Consider the following 15312-nt stretch of genomic DNA (forward strand, 5'->3'; position numbering starts at 1 on the left):
CAGCGTTGGTATTAAAGGGAATTTTCTGTTTACTCCCAGTACTCCTTTTCCCGCTGAAGGGCAAAAGAAACCTCCTGTTTCCTTTTGTAAAGCAACATCTTTATATATGATATTATTGCAGCTGTTTGACTATATTTGGTTTACCCAATTTTTATATAATTCATGAGCTATTAATCCAGATTCGTTGCTGGATGCAGCGAATGCATATTGCAAAAGAGTAACCTGCATAAAAAAAAGAGGTTGGATCCCCTCTTTACATTATGAGAAATATTCCACCAGCTTTTTTACAGCATTGGCTTCGATCAGCACTTTCCCATATTCCTGAATAACGTGAATGCTGGTAAAAGCCGAATCACCGTACTCAGCTAATATGGCAATTACCCGGTGAATATTTCCCCCCTCCAAATCTGCTGCATGATAAAAATATTTTTCTTTATAAAAGTATAGGCTTCCTTCCTCAATCTGCACGCTGTTCAGACTTTTTGCCATTTGAATTACATGTTCAAAATCCAGGAATTCGAATAATATATCTTCACTGCCATCAACAGTTACCTGCATTTCAATAAAACCATCATCAAGGAGCTCTTCATCCATCTGCTCCTCCATCGTAACAATCATCACCATTCCCTGTGCCTGCATGGAGAATATTTCCACTGCTACTGACCCGTGAATGTCTACACCGAATTCTTCACTTGCTTCTTCCAGCATTTCATGAAAAAGCTGATGCCATTTTAATGAATCCTTCAAGACATCTTCCTTAGTCAGTCCCCTATCATTCAAGTCATCTAAAGTGAGAAAGATTTTGATTTTATTATAATTCAAACGTTCTAAGCGCATGATAAGCCCCCTGACCTGAACCAACTCTTTGGTTTAGTGTATGATATATTGCTTAGTTTGTGAGTCGTCTTTTTTTCTGTGACTAAAAAAAGAAAAGACCCGGCAATTAACCGCCAGATCTATTGTTTAAAGGAGCCGTTCTTTAATCCATTCTTCCCATTCTTGCGGAGAACTTCCGGGTATAAACTGTTCATACTTCATTTTTTCTTCATTGCTTAGGGAATCAATGCCGAATCCCCCAATGCCTACATGGAGGTTTCCATAAGTCCCGGTAAGTCTCTCTGAAAGTTTAAGGGTTTCCGGCACGTTTGACTTCATTGTACACGACAGAAATAAAAACTTGGGTTTAACCACTCCAATTACAGTGTCAATATCTTCATCAGCAATGCTTGTCCCAAGGTAAACAACCTCAAATCCTCTTCTCCGCAGAAATAACGTAAAAATTAAAAGTCCTAATTCGTGAGCTTCTCCAGGCCCGCAAACTGCGACCACCTTTGGCAGAACCCCGTTATGCGGAAATGAATGCAGAATCATCCCTATTCTTGATCTTAATATGGACGAGGCAAAGTGCTCATGAGCAGTGGTAATTTTCCCTTCATCCCATAGATGTCCAATTTTCACTAAAAGAGAGCCTAGTATATCAATTAGGACTTTATCTATTGTGTAAAAACTAAAAGCCTGATTAATCAAATCATGCGCTTTCGATTCATTAAAATGAAGGAGAGCTTCAAGAAGCTCATTGGCGAGGGCACCCGACCGGTCTCCTTCCTTATCCACCTGAAGCGGCTCGGCATTTAATTCCTTATTCTCCAGAAGGGAAACAGCCTGGCTGATGGAAAAGCCCTGATCTACTTTCATGATCAGCCATTTTAGTATTTTGATATGCTCTTCGGTGTATAGTCTATGGCCTGATTCATTTCTCTTTGGAGCAACGATTTGATACCGCCTTTCCCACGCCCTTAAGGTTCCTGGCTGAATACCGAGCATCTTAGAAACAGCCTTAATATTATATTTACCTTCTTCAGTTGCCATGCTCAGCCCTCCCTTCAATGCTAATTAGCAAATATCGCTGGACAGCGATTAAATTTCAGAACTTATACCTACTTAAAAAGTATAAAAACAACAGTAAGTATTGTAAAATCTGGATGTGTTTTCATTTTGAAGCTAAGATATCAGCTTTTTTTAAGGTGATGAAGTGAGTTTCAGACTTTGCTCCCAGCCTTAAAGGCACTCCAGTCGTTCCATAGCCGTTGCTGATCAGAATTGTTGTTTGCGGCAGCACTTTTATCCGTCCCTTTTCATAAGGGCTATACCCTAAAATATGTATTTGTCCGCCATGCGTATGCCCGCTTAAGACAAGGTGAATATTTTGTTCTTTTTCTATACTATTAATGATTCGTGGATCATGGCTGACGAGAACCCGAAATCCATCAGAGACTATATCCTCAAGTGCAAGGTCGAGCCGATCCCTCTCTTTGCTGAAATCATCTGTTCCCAGCAGAATAAAACGCTCACCTTCCTCTGATTCAAAAGAGAGGGCAGTGTTATCTAGAATTTTAACTCCGCATTCGAGGAGGAGGGCGTCGAGCTGATGGTAATCAACTTCATAATCATTGTTCCCCCACACGAAATAGACAGGCCCGCATTCCTTCAAACCCAGCAGGTTTTTCCTTACTCTATCAAAAGGGACTCCTCTTTCCAAGAGATCGCCGCCGATAATCACCAGGTCAGGCTTCTTCTCTTTTATCTCCCCGATAATGGTTTCTGATACTGTCCTCCTATGAATATCAGAAATAAAAAAAAGCTTTATTTCACCAAAGGTTTCCGGAAATTCAGGAAAAGAAAGCTCTTTATATATAATTCTATCTGCAAATGCCTCCCTAAGCATAAACAATAGTAAACCCGCAACGCCAATTAAGGCTAAAGCTATTAAGTATATCATAAATCCTCCTGCCATCAATTTCCTTTACTCAGTCTCCAGCAAAATTGATTTTCTTGAAATCTAAAGAAATAATACCATAGATTGCCGAAAAACAGAAAAGGGCAAACGCTTCCCATGGCGAAAGGACTGATAAAGTAAAAAAGCATCCCATCAGCAATAAGATCAGAACAGTGCCAAATAAAGCATTGCTTTCTTTCAATGACTTGAAATTTTTAAAAACTCCTGCAGCCCATTCGATGATCATCCTAATGATTTCTGCGTTGGCAATAAAGGAGATAAGAAAAAAAGTCATTCCCAGGACAAAGCCTGCCGGCTCGAGCACAAAAATAACAATCATATCTGAAATGCCCATGGGAATAGACACCGGAAAAAGTTTAATATATAAAATGCCGCCAATAAAGCCTGTCACCAGCTTCAGCAAAATAATAAACAATAAAAATCCCTCCCATACAGAGTGTATGAGAAGGATTTATTTTGTTGACTATATATACATTAATCTTCAGTAATATCCAGAACACGGAAACCTGATTTTTCAAGCCGGCTGATGAACTTATCCATATTATCATTTTTCTCTACTTTCATCACGATGCGGCGGACCAGCTTGTCTGTTTCATCAAAAGTAACAAGGGAAATGATGTGTTCATGGAAATAATGGGCGATTTCGGCCAAACGGGCAATTCGCCCCTCCGCTTCCACAGAGGTAAACGCAATCCTGACACCGGGTTTATTCGTCCCGAAGGCAGATTGAAATTGAGCCAGAACATCAAAGCGGGTAACGATGCCCAGAAATTTACGGTTTTCGCCCAAAACAGCAAGTAAAGGAAAATCCTTTAAATCCAGCAGTGTTTTTTCAAAAATTTCATTCCCCTGTAAATATTGTTCCTGATGTGTGGCAATATCTTTTACGAGTGTTCCTCCAAGAAACTCTTCCTTTGATTTTCCTGACAAAAAGAAGTTCTCATATATTCCATATCTGGTAATTATGCCGGCATATTGATCGCCGTCCAACACAGGAAGTCCATCAATCTGGTTGTCCTCAAGCAAATCCAGAGCATCTTTCAATGCTTCATCCTGTCTGACCGTTTTACAGTTATGTTTAGGGATCATAATACTTTTCACAAACATTGCCATCACCTCAAGAATAATATTAATTAGACCTAACATTTAATTCGCCATTTATTCAACTTTCCCCTCTTTTTATTGGAGTAAACGATCATAAAATCACTGTGCTTTTCATAAGTTTCAATGACGCATAAAAAGGAGGGATTATGATGAATACACTCCGCAAGACCTGGCACCCATATGTTAGCCCCTTTGACCCCTGCACTCCTATAAAGGTCAAAACTTATTCCACACCTCCAAACCTTTATATGGGTTTTCAGCCGCCAGGACTGGAACAATTTACACCAATGCAGGCCTTAAAAACAGGAACTCTGTGGAAGGCTTTCTATGATCCATGGTACAGTCCCTATGAAAAATCCAGGGAGGGACAGCAGTAATGAAACAATTACCCGCAGATTACTACCAGCTTCTTGAACAGCTTCAGGCTGTGGACTTTGTTCTTGTTGAGCTGACTTTATACCTTGATACTCACAATAATGATACAGAAGCCATTAAGCAATTCAACCATTATGCAAAAGAACGGAAAAAACTGAGAAATGCCATTGAAAGCAAATATGGTCCATTAATGCAATTTGGCCACAGCTATTCGGGACAGCCATGGAATTGGGATGATCCCCCGTGGCCATGGCAGGTATAGTTGATTTTCAGGCGCCTTCTTAATGGGGAGGCGCTCAAGACTTACTAACGGACTTCCAAAGGAGGCTGAGAATAAAATGTGGGTTTATGAAAAAAAACTGCAATACCCGGTGAAGGTAAGCACTTGCAATCCTAAGCTGGCAAAGTATCTAATAGAACAATATGGGGGTGCGGACGGTGAACTTGCTGCCGCACTAAGATATTTGAATCAGCGTTATACTATACCGGATAAGGTCATCGGACTACTTACAGATATAGGAACAGAGGAGTTTGCACATCTTGAAATGATTGCGACAATGATTTACAAATTAACAAAGGATGCTACACCTGATCAAATGAAGGCTGCCGGCCTGGATGCCCATTATGCTAACCATGATAATGCTCTGTTTTATCATAATGCTGCAGGTGTGCCGTGGACAGCTTCTTATATCCAGGCAAAAGGTGATCCAATAGCAGATTTATACGAAGATATCGCCGCAGAAGAGAAAGCAAGGGCAACCTATCAGTGGATTATAAATTTGAGTGATGATCCGGATCTAAATGACGGACTCCGGTTTTTAAGAGAAAGAGAGATCATCCATTCACAGCGCTTCAGAGAAGCCGTTGAGATTCTAAAGGAAGAACGGGATAAAAAGAAATTCTTCTAAATACTTAACAAAAAGAAGCAGGCAGGCTGCTTCTTTTTCCATTTGGTTTATTTTTCATTTGTTTTCATGATAAAGGTTTATATCATAATTTTTTTTCATCATTTCGAAAACGTTATGGCGATTTTTCCATTCATCTTCTTTTTTCCAGAGATCTTTGCTCTTATCAATTATTTCACACCTTAGTGCATGAAATTCTTTTTCTGCTTTATCTCTTTTTTCTCTCAGAAGATTCATAAACCCATAAAGGCCAACCGTAAAAACTAGTAAATAGAAATTTTCAGACTGATTGACAAAAGCCGAAAACATCGATGCAAACGAGTAAGAGTAAGGCTGCATAACACTTTTATAAAGATAAAAAAAGAATAAAAAGGATATAAAAACGGTCGCCCACATGGCAATCAAATGCCAGGACTTGAATCGATCAAACTTTTGTTTTCTCTCCACAACTTTCTCTAGCATTTTTCTTGTTGCCTGGTCTGTACGTTCGTCAAGCATTCTAATCGGCGATTCCAAAAACGCTCCCTCCCTTTCATAATAATGTATGAGCTTGTACATTATTCTATGACTGGGAGAGAAGACAGCAAATGGTCTTAGACTCTTTTATTGCTCAAGCGGAATTTTTAATACCTGGCCCGTTTGTATTTCATTTGACGGCAAATTGTTGGCTTGCTTTATTATTTCAATTCCGGATTGGGATTTATAATAGGTCATGGCAATTCGAAAGATTGTTTCCTTTGGTTTAACCGTATGGTAGACAACTTTGCCTTCCTTATTTAATTCTTCCTGTGTCCCGGCAGTTTTCGACGAGTCTGTACTATCAGAAGCTGTTTGCCGGGCCTGCTTTTCAGAAGCGGATTCAGAACCTTTATCTTCTTCATCAGGCTTTTGAGGAGTCTGTTTTTCCTGCTGGTCGCTGGCAGCATCTTTCTCTTGTGATTCTTCAGCTTTTTTAGTTTTTTCAGGTTTCTCAGCTTGTTCAGGTTTCTCAGTTTCCTGCTCTTCTCTTGCTTCTATGGTCGTCCCTTCACCTTCATCATTTGTGGCAAAAACGACCGTTTCAGAACCTATTTCTTCAGATTCTGCATTTAACCCGGTATTAATGCTCTTATCACTGCTTACATATTGATAAATGCTGAAAATGGTAATCGGGAGCAGGATAAAAAATAAAGCCAGCAAGCGAATAACAGGGTATTTAACTCTCCATTTATTTTTTTTTCTTTTTTCCTGATGTATACGGCTCCGCGGCGGCAAAGCGGATTTTTGCACGCTGTCTCCCGTCTCCTGTTTTCTGTCAATCCTCTTGCGGAGTCTTTCAGCCTGATCTCTATATGGGTCTTCTTTACTCATGTTTCATCCCTTCCTGTAAAAAAAATCATAAGAAGTTTATTTGACGCTGCTGTTATCTACTTTGTTCATTGCCTTTTCCTATTTAGATTTTTTCAGGTACCGTTTTCGAATAAGAATACCCAGAAGAAAATCAATCAGAAAATGCATAACAATCGTAACAAGCAAATTATTGGATATATGATAAATATAACCTATAAAAAAGCTTAATGTAATAATATTTACAAACAAAAACCAATTAAAAAGATATCGATAATGAACAAGTGCAAAAATAAGACTAGAAATTGCCAGTCCAAAATGGGTCTGAATGACACCTCTGAACAAAAGTTCTTCGCTTATTGCCACCACTGCTGCAATAAAAGCAATATGAAGAATATGGCGGTTTTGAAAGATTTTCTTATTTAACCCTCCGTCATCATACATTTCCTCAGGGAGGAGCTTCATCAAGACAATATCAATCAGGACAACAGTCAATCCCGCCGCTGCCCCAATGACAAGAATATTAATATCATCAAGTACAAAAAGAGCCTGGAATTCCTTAAAGCTGTTAAAAAATATAATACTAAAGATGAAAGCAATGGCTAAAATAAGCACCTGAGTAAGATAAAGATGGAATAATAGCTCCTTGTCTGTTAATTCCTTAATGATGTCCTCGTATTTTTTCTTCAATCCGGTTCACTCACTTGGAATCAGGAGATATTCTAAATGATTTTTCCAATCATAAAGCATACTATCCTGATTATCTGATTTTGTGTTTCTTATGAATTCATCAAATTGCAAACCGCATATATCACAGCAGTATTGGACCGGAGTATTTTTTTCCTCATCAAAAAAGGAAAGTATATTTTCTCTCCGGCAATTTTTATTGTGTATCCACCTATACACTTCCTCAATGCTATTTCTTTTCAATTTGATTCTGCCTTCGCAGTACCCATTCATCTCCTGCAGAATCCTTTTATACCCCAGTCCAGATTTGGCTTTCCGTTCAAAAAAATCATAAAATATTCTCCACTGAATTTCTGTTAAACCGGAACACTGTTTAATTTGTTCTTCATAAGCACTGATATTCGTGAGCGCATTCGGGTTTTCTTCCATCCAGCCGCTGATCCAATCAATTTGAGACTTGTCAGGAAATTCATTTTCTGCAATTTGTATGGGAAGCTGCTCATCACCGGGTGTATAGAGCATAATAGCTATACTTTGTTTTCCATCTCTTCCTGCCCGCCCAATTTCCTGCAAATAAGATTCAATCTGAAGAGGCATATGAAAGTGTATCACGTACCGGATATTTTCTTTATTAATGCCCATGCCAAAGGCACTTGTAGCGCAAATAAGATCGAGCTGCCCATGGATAAACTGCTGCTGCACAAGGATGCGGCTTTCCTGGTCCATTCCCCCATGATAAGCCATCACTCTTTTAGCTCCATTTACTCTCAGCATATCGGCTGTTTGTTCTGCCATTTTTTTGCTGGAAAAATATATAATGCCAGGACCCTCAAGGCTCTCAGCAAGCTCCACAAGCCTCTTTGTTTTTACACGGAAATTTTCTGCCTTTTCTACAGTTAGCGCTATATTAGGACGGTCAACCGAATAAATAATTTCGCTGCAGTCCAGTATGCCGAGTGACTTTTTTATATCTGATTTAACCTCATGCGTAGCTGTGGCAGTTAAAGCAAGTGTAACCGGGTTCCCTACCTTTTGTCTCACTTCGCCAAGCTTTAAATAATCTGGCCTGAAATCATATCCCCATTGGGAGATACAATGTGCTTCATCAACAACAAATAAAGCGATGCGCAATTTTTTCAACTGAGATTGTACTGATTCAAAATAAAGCATTTCGGGTGAAATAAAGATAAACTTATACTGATCCAGATTAGTTAATGCCTGCTTTTTTTCAGAACGGGATAGAAAAGAATTGAATGCTATCACCTTTTTTTCTCCATTCATCATGAGCTGTTCTGCCTGATCCTGCATCAGGGACAGCAAAGGAGAAATAATAATTACCTGGCCTTCAATCATATATCCCGGCAGCTGATAACAAAGGGATTTACCTGTACCTGTAGGCAGCATGGCAACAGTATTCCTGCCTGCGAGCACGGATTCAATGATTTCCTTTTGTCCAGGTCTGAAGGCAGAATATCCAAATTTTCTTTCCAATAGTTCGTCCAATCTCATTGTCCCTCTCCAAGCTTTGCCATTACTAATCTGATTTCAAAATAATCGGATTCAGGCACTATTTGACGTATTTGCTTTAATTGCATTGAATCAGCACGATTGGCTGCATGAAGGATCAGCTTCTGTTTTTCCTCGGAGACATAACGTGTGATATTAAAGCAGCTGTCGTTTAATGCTACTTCCACAATATGATCCTCAATTGTACTTTTTTTCAATCTTCTCATTTTAGCTATATCATCCAATTCCAGTCCCTGTTTTAACATTGTGTAAGTCTTTTGGGCAGACAATGTTAGCTGAACTTCATTTCCTGCATCGCTAACGATCTTATTGATAAGCGGATATTCGGCAGAATTATCTCTTCCGCTTGCCAGTATATGATGAATAGCCCCAAGGAACTGATGGTGGTAATAATCCTGGCTGATTCCAAGCTGTTCAGAAGCCTGAACAGCTGTGAGGCCAATACGGTTATAGCCTGTCAGCCTCAATGTCAGCACAGCAGGATTAATATTATTCAGACCTTCAAGGCACTGACCAAGTTCCTTGTACAGCATAACCCCAACTTCACCGCGGGAAAATCCAGATTTCCCAAGAAAGTCTTTCAGCCATTCATGAATATCTCTTTTTCTTTGGATAGGAAGGTACTTTACATTGTTATTATTTAAGTGGGATATTACCTGAATTAAAAGTGTAATCCTCTCCCAAAACAATTCACCTGTACTATGATACAGCCATCCGTTTAATGATGAAGGTATTGGACATTCTAAAAGAGATCTTTCGAGCTCTTTCTTCCCTTCTTCAGTTAAAATGTAATGCTTTTCATCAATGGCAGTCATCCAGCTGCTGCTTAGGATTTCCTCTGCAAGATGGTCCAGAACTCCCCTGCTTAAATTTCCAAATGTACGAAAAAACGGGGTTAGTTGAAATAGATGAGCATCTTGGATGGTCTGGGAAGACTTTTTTCCATTAAGCAAATGTAAAATGGAATATATAGTTCTTTGTCCCTGCAACTCGTTAACACAGTACATTATTACAGATTTCAAATAAGCTCTTTGCATTATGTTCACCTTACGGCATAAGATTTTTTATTTTTTCATTACCTTCTTTTTCTTACTTCTATTTTATCATGAAAGAATTCGGCAGGCCGTTTTAATTATTTCTAACAGGGTAAATTATGCCTAAACCCTTATGTGATAAGCATTCTCAATACATTTTCTATTGAAAAGTTGAACATACAGTTTTACAATAGGATGTGAGGAATGTGTTACCATCATCTTGATGGGAGATTAATTGTTTAATTCTTGGGAGGTTTTTTTCATGGCAAAGTATACAATTGTTGACAAAGAAACATGTATTGCATGTGGAGCTTGCGGCGCAGCTGCACCGGACATTTATGATTACGATGATGAAGGCATCGCATTTGTTACCCTTGATGATAACCAGGGTATCGTTGAGATTCCAGATGTATTGATGGACGATATGATGGATGCATTCGAAGGCTGCCCAACCGATTCAATCAAAGTTGCTGATGACGCTTTTGATGGCGACCCGCTTAAATACGAATAATCCCTCAGCCATACTCTAATCTTTGTTAAGCTACTGCTCCCTTTCAACTAGAAAGGGAGTTTTTTGGCTTACAAATTGAAAAAGCAGCGGAACATTTGCCGCTGCTTTAGATTTATATATTCATTATGCTGCACTTTTTAATACAGCCTGCTTTTCTACCCAGGTTCTCATGCGTGTAAAAATGAGCATGAAAACAATTGAAATAATAATTCCTTTTAGGATATTGAATGGCAATATTCCTGTCACAATCATTGTTCTCATTTCAGGCGCTGACATTGCCGGGAAATTCAGGAAGAATGTATATGCCGGCAGAATGACAACGTAATTAAGCACACTCATAATAACAGCCATAACCATGGTGCCGATTACGAGCCCAAACGTCATGCCTTTTTTGGTCTTCAGCTTGCTGTATACATAATAAGTAGGCAAGACGAACAAAATGCCTGCCGCAAAGTTTGCAATATGTCCGACAGGTACCCCTGTTGCACTCCCAGTCATGAAGTAATCAAGAATATTTTTAATAAGCTCCACTAATATTCCTGCCGCCGGGCCAAAGATTAACGCCGCGATTAATGCAGGAATATCGCTGAAGTCAATCATCAAAAATTGCGGAAACGGCGGAATTGGAAAATTGAGCAGCATTAATACATAAGAGATGCTGCTTAGCATTCCGATGGCAACCATTGATTTGATATTAAGTTTTTTCAAGTTCCTCTCTCCTTTTTAGGACTATCTCTCCTATAGAAGAAAGGTTCGGCTAAGCAAATATCTTCGCAATAAATAACCCTCAAGCAAAAATAACTTGAGGGAGAGTTGCTAAGGCATGCTTAATAACGTTCAAAACCTGCATTTTTTGAACGTCTGCAGAACCTCCATCTTCTCCCATCCAGACTGTACTGTCGGCTTTGGAATCGCACCAAATCCTGCCCAATTAAATGCAAAGCGTTTTTCGACCAAACGCTTCTCTCAGGCTCGCGGGCTTAGAGTTAAGATTAACCCATCACCGCCGGTCGGGAATTTCACCCTGCCCCGAAGATAGACCGTATTTATTTATACAGATTAATTATACTGAAAAAAAGTTATTCTGTGAAGGGATTTGTTTATCTGTATGGATTTGAAACATATATATCCATGTCCATACCTATTAAAATTTTTCTGGATAATACATAAAAGGGAGGCTCTGCCATCCCTTTTGCATTATCCAAGAGGATATTCCTTTCTTTCTCCTTTGGAAAAAGTCATGATGGACTCATATCCCACTTCTTTTGCAAGAGCAATAGCCTTATCAAAATCGGCACCTACATGTTCAGGAAAGTGCGCATCAGATGAAAGTACAATCGGGATATTTTTCTCATAGCATTTCTGCAGGAGCCGTTTGTCCGGGTATAGTTCACCGACTGGCTTTCGCAGACCGGCTGTGCTGATCTCTACACATGTCTTGGATTCTGCCAGTGCATTGGCTGCACGATCATACTGCTCCAGCAAAAACTCTTCGTCCTTAGGAACATATTTAAAGATTTTCACGAGGTCTAAATGGCCTACAATATCAAATAAATTGGATTGGGCCAGTGTGACCACTTGATCAAAATACTTCCTATATATCTCATAAAGATCCCTTTTATCCCATTCTTTTCTAAATTCAGCAAGATCTATGCCGAAATCTCCAACCCAATGTATGGATCCAATTACATAATCAAATGAGTAGCTGTTAATAAACTTCGCCATTTCATAATGCTTGCCCGGCGTATAGTCCATTTCTATTGACATTTTCACATCTATGTTATTACTCCACGCTTCTTGAAAAACATTCACATAGTCTTTCATATCATAAAATCGTCTTTCGTTTACCCATGGATTTTGCAGAATGTCTGCTGTCTGATAGAAATGATATGCATGTTCCGAAATCCCAAAAGATTCAATCCCTTTTTGGGCAGCAGCATCTGTAAATTTTTTTAAATAATCCAGGCTTAACGTGCCATTTTCAAGATGGTTATGATAGTCTGTAAGCATTTCTCTAACTCCCCCAGTTTTTTACCCATTATACTTTAAGGGAGTAAAGCGGTGCAATCATTTCTATTCTATTTTTTGTGAATGATTAGAATTTGTCCAATTTTGATAACATCTGAATTTGAATTGTTTAACTCTTTAATAGCTTCTGCTGTTGTATCATGCATTTTCGCTATAGAAGTTAATGTATCGCCTTGCTTAACAGTGTATTCACTAAATTTGCCGGGTTTTATCATCAGTTTTTGACCTGTAAGAATGTGATCAGGATTAATATTATTTAAACCGGCAATATCACCGGGCAGCAGATTATAGTGTGCAGCGATGGTCCATAATGTTTCCCCAGTTTTAACTATATGGTAGGTTTCCCCGGAATCATTTGTTATTTGTCCAGAATTATAATTAGACGGCCGGGCTGATACTTCACGTGCGTTTTCAGTTCTTGCCGCTGCATTTACAGCTTGTCCAACTTCTCCCATGCCATATGCCACAGAGGGATCCACTGCATTTATTTTATCAGCTGTCCATGCCTGCGCATGTATTTCAAAATGAAGATGGACTCCTGAAGAGTCACCCGTGCTTCCCATCAATCCGATTTTCTGTCCGAGCGAAACTTTGTCGCCTTCAGCAGATAATCGTTTATTCAGATGGGCGTATACTGTTTCGGTTTGGTTGCTATGTTTAATAAATATTACATTTCCGTATGTTTGAGAGTAATACGACCTGGACACAATTCCAGCGTCAGCGGCATAAACCGGAGAACCGGAATCTCCGGCAATATCAATGCCCTTATGCTGACCACTTCTTGTACCATACGTGTCCGTAATTACACCTTCTGCCGGCCATACCCAATGCTCTGTCAACTCAGAAATTTTTGGCTCAGCAGCTTTAGAATGCTTCCCTCCCAGAAATAGCAAACTCACACAAAGAGCCATTATTCCTGCGATAAAGAAACGCCTTATGTAATCCTTCATTCTTTTCCTCCTATGATGTCAGCTGAAATATCCGCTCGAGCGCTTTCTATCTGCACTCTCTTTCACCCTATGACAGCTTGTACTCTTTTAGAACAATTAATAATAAAGCTCATAAAAGCACAGTGATTAGTATTCTTCCAGCAGCAACGTTTTTATGCAGATATGGAGGAACTTTATCCTAAAATGGAAAAGACGGCCACATAGGGCCGCCTTTCTAATTTGGCAAATCTCGTTTATTAGCTGCTACAGGTACCTTTAATTCCTCAGTAAGATCAAACTTGCCTATTTTATCAACATCTGCATTTTCTAATTTGACCGTGTCGAAATCAAAGTCTTTTGCCGTAAGAAGGATTGCTTCGATCGCATGAAGTGTTGGTGCATTATCGATTATTTCTGATTCATTATTAAAACGGATTTTGAGTTTGCCATCCTTTTTTTCTTCTATTTCAAAATCAACATCATCCGGTATGGATGCCTGTAAATTATTTTCAGTCCTATTTTGTTTCATGGCTTTCAGAGCATCTTTTACCGAATTGAGCTCTTCTCTTAACGGCACCAGGAATGGTGTTGAATCTGCACCATTAGGATACAAGAAATAATAAATTAAGTTACCATTGCTATTTTCCGGGATAAATTCGTCTCTATATCCATAATGGCCGAACTCAATGCCGACTTTCCCTTCCGTTCTAAGGTCAATCTTTTCTATATCTAAATTGTTCATTATATTCGCCAAAACCTTCTCTAAAAGTAACTCTGAGGTGGAGGAAATACTATATGGGTGATCCGCCGGCACATCAACTGTCAGGATGTTATTTTCCTGGTCATGAGTTAAATTTGCTTTTAAAGGATAGTAATCATCTAAACCCCATGCATCTTCAGTAAGTTTGCTCATCGTGTCTTCAAACAGAGCAAATTTCGTCCTGGCCGGGTCACTATCAACCAGAACGCTGACAGGTACAATATTTTTAGCCTCCTTATCCGGAATTGCATAGGTCAGGACTTCTTTTCCTGCCAAGTCTTCTTCATAAACGGCAGTAGGGCTTGCTTCGGATGAAACAGACTTCATGCTTATATCATTGCTAGATTCTTTTTCCGGGTCACCGGAAAGCTGCGCATGATCCTCTTGTGGATCTTCTTCTTTTGCAAGAGGTTCCGGGTCTGAATCTTCGTCTTTGGCTTCCGATATACTGTAATTGTCACCGGTTATTTGTTCAGATGATTGTGTCTGATCTGATTGAATTTCGACTTGTTGATCAGCAGAATCCTGCCAATTCATAAGGTTCGGGGCAAGAATGAAAAGCAGGAGCAATGCAGCAGCCGCTGCTGCAGCAGGCATGATCCATGTTCTTTTCTTTTGTTTGCCCATCTTGATTTGTATGGTTTGATAAATTTCTCTCGGGTCTCGACTATCTTTAATCTTAGGCATCTGGCTCAGCAATTCCTGAAGCTGCTCATCGCTCCATTTTGATTCCTTCATTATCCATTCCCTCCTTTGCCTTAAAATGTTCCATATGATTTTTCAACACCTTTAACGCACGGTGCTGCGTTGTCTTTACCTTACTTTCAGTCCAGCCAAGTGAATCAGCTGTTTCTGTAATGGTGAGTTCATGTATATATCTCATAATAATGACTAGCCTCTGGTCAATGGTGCATAAATCAAGACAGCGATAGATCATCTGGATTTCTTCCCGTTGAACAGCAATTTCATCAGGCAAGGGGTGTTCATCCTTTACCTGCTGAGTTGACCAGTCAAATTTCTCCATAATCTTTTGTTTCCAGCCCTTTTGCTTGCGAAAGGAATCAATGGCAACATTCCGCGCAATTGAAAAGAGCCAGGTTTTTTCGCTGCTTTTCCCTTCAAATCTTTCATATGACTTTAACACTCTTATATAGACTTCCTGGACTAAATCCTCAGCCAGTTCCTTGTTTTTGACCATATAAAAAAGAAATTGAAAAACGTCCTGATGGTATTTTTTATAAAGTTCATCAAAAACGGAGTCCATGAATTCCCCTCCCCGTTCAATAAAATAGTCGTTCTCTCTCTAAAAAAAGTTACAGTTTAACTATA

The 15312-nt window shown here is 39.3% G+C and carries 19 protein-coding genes and 1 riboswitch; of the genes, 4 read left to right on the forward strand and 15 right to left on the reverse strand.

Annotated features, from left to right (window positions below):
- Nucleotides 1-258 precede the first annotated feature (258 nt).
- The 5 genes from NAF01_RS17705 to NAF01_RS17725 form a co-directional block, all read right to left on the reverse strand.
- Complete coding sequence (locus NAF01_RS17705) at nt 259-837, reverse strand: genetic competence negative regulator (RefSeq protein ID WP_250800923.1); 579 nt, start codon at nt 835-837, stop codon at nt 259-261.
- Nucleotides 838-963: 126 nt separating this feature from the next.
- Entirely contained in the window at nt 964-1869 is a 906-nt protein-coding gene (locus NAF01_RS17710) for a MerR family transcriptional regulator (protein ID WP_250800925.1), read from the reverse strand.
- A 121-nt stretch (nt 1870-1990) separates the two neighbouring features.
- Nucleotides 1991-2779 (reverse strand): metallophosphoesterase, encoded by a 789-nt coding sequence (locus NAF01_RS17715; protein WP_250800927.1) that lies wholly within the window; start codon nt 2777-2779, stop codon nt 1991-1993.
- Nucleotides 2780-2807: 28 nt separating this feature from the next.
- Nucleotides 2808-3212, reverse strand: coding sequence for a hypothetical protein (locus tag NAF01_RS17720; RefSeq protein ID WP_048008143.1), 405 nt, complete (start codon nt 3210-3212; stop codon nt 2808-2810).
- A gap of 59 nt (nt 3213-3271) precedes the next feature.
- On the reverse strand, nt 3272-3904 hold the full coding sequence (locus NAF01_RS17725) for a CBS domain-containing protein (RefSeq protein WP_048008184.1): 633 nt from the start codon (nt 3902-3904) through the stop codon (nt 3272-3274).
- Between the two features lie 146 nt (nt 3905-4050).
- On the opposite strand from NAF01_RS17725, the gene NAF01_RS17730 reads away from it, so the two are divergent.
- The 3 genes from NAF01_RS17730 to cotJC all read left to right on the forward strand — a co-directional run bounded on the left by NAF01_RS17730 (nt 4051) and on the right by cotJC (nt 5184).
- Nucleotides 4051-4278: a spore coat associated protein CotJA gene (locus NAF01_RS17730; protein ID WP_048008142.1), complete on the forward strand. Its 228-nt coding sequence runs from the start codon at nt 4051-4053 to the stop codon at nt 4276-4278.
- Complete coding sequence (locus NAF01_RS17735; protein WP_048008141.1) at nt 4278-4538, forward strand: spore coat protein CotJB; 261 nt, start codon at nt 4278-4280, stop codon at nt 4536-4538. The genes NAF01_RS17730 and NAF01_RS17735 overlap by 1 nt, the downstream gene beginning before the upstream one ends.
- 76 nt (nt 4539-4614) lie before the next feature.
- A complete protein-coding gene (gene cotJC, locus NAF01_RS17740; RefSeq protein ID WP_048008140.1) occupies nt 4615-5184 on the forward strand; it encodes a spore coat protein CotJC in 570 nt (189 codons plus the stop codon).
- Nucleotides 5185-5238: 54 nt separating this feature from the next.
- Here the strand turns inward: cotJC and NAF01_RS17745 are convergent, their stop codons facing one another.
- The 5 genes from NAF01_RS17745 to NAF01_RS17765 form a co-directional block, all read right to left on the reverse strand.
- Nucleotides 5239-5697 carry a YpbF family protein gene (locus tag NAF01_RS17745; protein WP_048008139.1) on the reverse strand — a complete coding sequence of 153 codons (459 nt, stop codon included), beginning with the start codon at nt 5695-5697 and terminating at the stop codon, nt 5239-5241.
- Between the two features lie 87 nt (nt 5698-5784).
- Nucleotides 5785-6531, reverse strand: coding sequence for a LysM peptidoglycan-binding domain-containing protein (locus tag NAF01_RS17750; RefSeq protein ID WP_250800928.1), 747 nt, complete (start codon nt 6529-6531; stop codon nt 5785-5787).
- A gap of 78 nt (nt 6532-6609) precedes the next feature.
- Entirely contained in the window at nt 6610-7197 is a 588-nt protein-coding gene (locus NAF01_RS17755) for a CPBP family intramembrane glutamic endopeptidase (RefSeq protein ID WP_250800929.1), read from the reverse strand.
- A 6-nt stretch (nt 7198-7203) separates the two neighbouring features.
- Nucleotides 7204-8703 (reverse strand): RecQ family ATP-dependent DNA helicase, encoded by a 1500-nt coding sequence (locus tag NAF01_RS17760; protein WP_048008137.1) that lies wholly within the window; start codon nt 8701-8703, stop codon nt 7204-7206.
- Nucleotides 8700-9758: a YpbB family protein gene (locus NAF01_RS17765; protein WP_048008136.1), complete on the reverse strand. Its 1059-nt coding sequence runs from the start codon at nt 9756-9758 to the stop codon at nt 8700-8702. The genes NAF01_RS17760 and NAF01_RS17765 overlap by 4 nt, the downstream gene beginning before the upstream one ends.
- 259 nt (nt 9759-10017) lie before the next feature.
- On the opposite strand from NAF01_RS17765, the gene NAF01_RS17770 reads away from it, so the two are divergent.
- Entirely contained in the window at nt 10018-10266 is a 249-nt protein-coding gene (locus NAF01_RS17770) for a ferredoxin (RefSeq protein WP_048008135.1), read from the forward strand.
- A gap of 123 nt (nt 10267-10389) precedes the next feature.
- On the opposite strand, the gene NAF01_RS17775 is transcribed toward NAF01_RS17770, so the two are convergent.
- The 5 genes from NAF01_RS17775 to sigX form a co-directional block, all read right to left on the reverse strand.
- On the reverse strand, nt 10390-10974 hold the full coding sequence (locus tag NAF01_RS17775) for an ECF transporter S component (RefSeq protein WP_197213649.1): 585 nt from the start codon (nt 10972-10974) through the stop codon (nt 10390-10392).
- 162 nt (nt 10975-11136) lie between these two features.
- Nucleotides 11137-11307: riboswitch (FMN riboswitch) on the reverse strand.
- A gap of 156 nt (nt 11308-11463) precedes the next feature.
- The gene (locus NAF01_RS17780) at nt 11464-12276 is read right to left on the reverse strand and encodes a histidinol-phosphatase (protein WP_163141804.1); all 813 of its coding nucleotides are present in this window, start codon (nt 12274-12276) and stop codon (nt 11464-11466) included.
- Between the two features lie 68 nt (nt 12277-12344).
- A complete protein-coding gene (locus NAF01_RS17785; protein WP_163141801.1) occupies nt 12345-13244 on the reverse strand; it encodes a peptidoglycan DD-metalloendopeptidase family protein in 900 nt (299 codons plus the stop codon).
- Nucleotides 13245-13458: 214 nt separating this feature from the next.
- Nucleotides 13459-14721, reverse strand: coding sequence for a GerMN domain-containing protein (locus NAF01_RS17790; protein WP_250800931.1), 1263 nt, complete (start codon nt 14719-14721; stop codon nt 13459-13461).
- Complete coding sequence (sigX, locus tag NAF01_RS17795) at nt 14696-15247, reverse strand: RNA polymerase sigma factor SigX (protein ID WP_048008130.1); 552 nt, start codon at nt 15245-15247, stop codon at nt 14696-14698. Before sigX ends, NAF01_RS17790 begins: the two co-directional genes overlap by 26 nt.
- Nucleotides 15248-15312: the final 65 nt, after the last annotated feature.

Source organism: Cytobacillus firmus, from assembly GCF_023657595.1.
GTDB lineage: Bacteria > Bacillota > Bacilli > Bacillales > Cytobacillaceae > Cytobacillus > Cytobacillus firmus_B.